This is a genomic window from Lysinibacillus zambalensis, assembly GCF_040183165.1.
GTDB classification, from domain to species: Bacteria; Bacillota; Bacilli; order Bacillales_A; family Planococcaceae; genus Lysinibacillus; species Lysinibacillus zambalensis.
Window position 1 is genome coordinate 1 of sequence record NZ_JBEGDG010000086.1, and the last position, 317, is coordinate 317.

Below are 317 nucleotides of genomic sequence, written 5' to 3' on the forward strand. Positions count from 1 at the left end.
CCCGCCACTCGCGCTACTCGCGCTACTGGCGCTACTGGCGCTACTGGCGCTACTGGCGCTACTGGCGCTACTCGCGCTACTGGCGCTACTGGCGCTACTGGCGCTACTGGCGTTACTGGCGCTACTGGCGCTACTGGCGCTACTGGCGCTACTGGCGCTACTGGCTCTACTGGCTCTACTGGCTCTACTGGCTCTACTGGCTCTACTGGCTCTACTGGCGCTACTGGCGCTACTGGCGCTACTGGAGTTACTGGCGCTACTGGGGCTACTGGCGCTACAGGCGCTACAGGCGGAAAGGTGGTTAGTGGGGGTAGTGG

Annotated in this window: 1 protein-coding gene; it reads left to right on the top strand. The window is 63.7% G+C overall.

What is annotated here, in order from left to right:
- Positions 1-317, top strand: a 317-nt coding sequence (locus tag ABNX05_RS26595; protein WP_349662352.1) for a hypothetical protein, incomplete at both ends; no start/stop codon positions are given.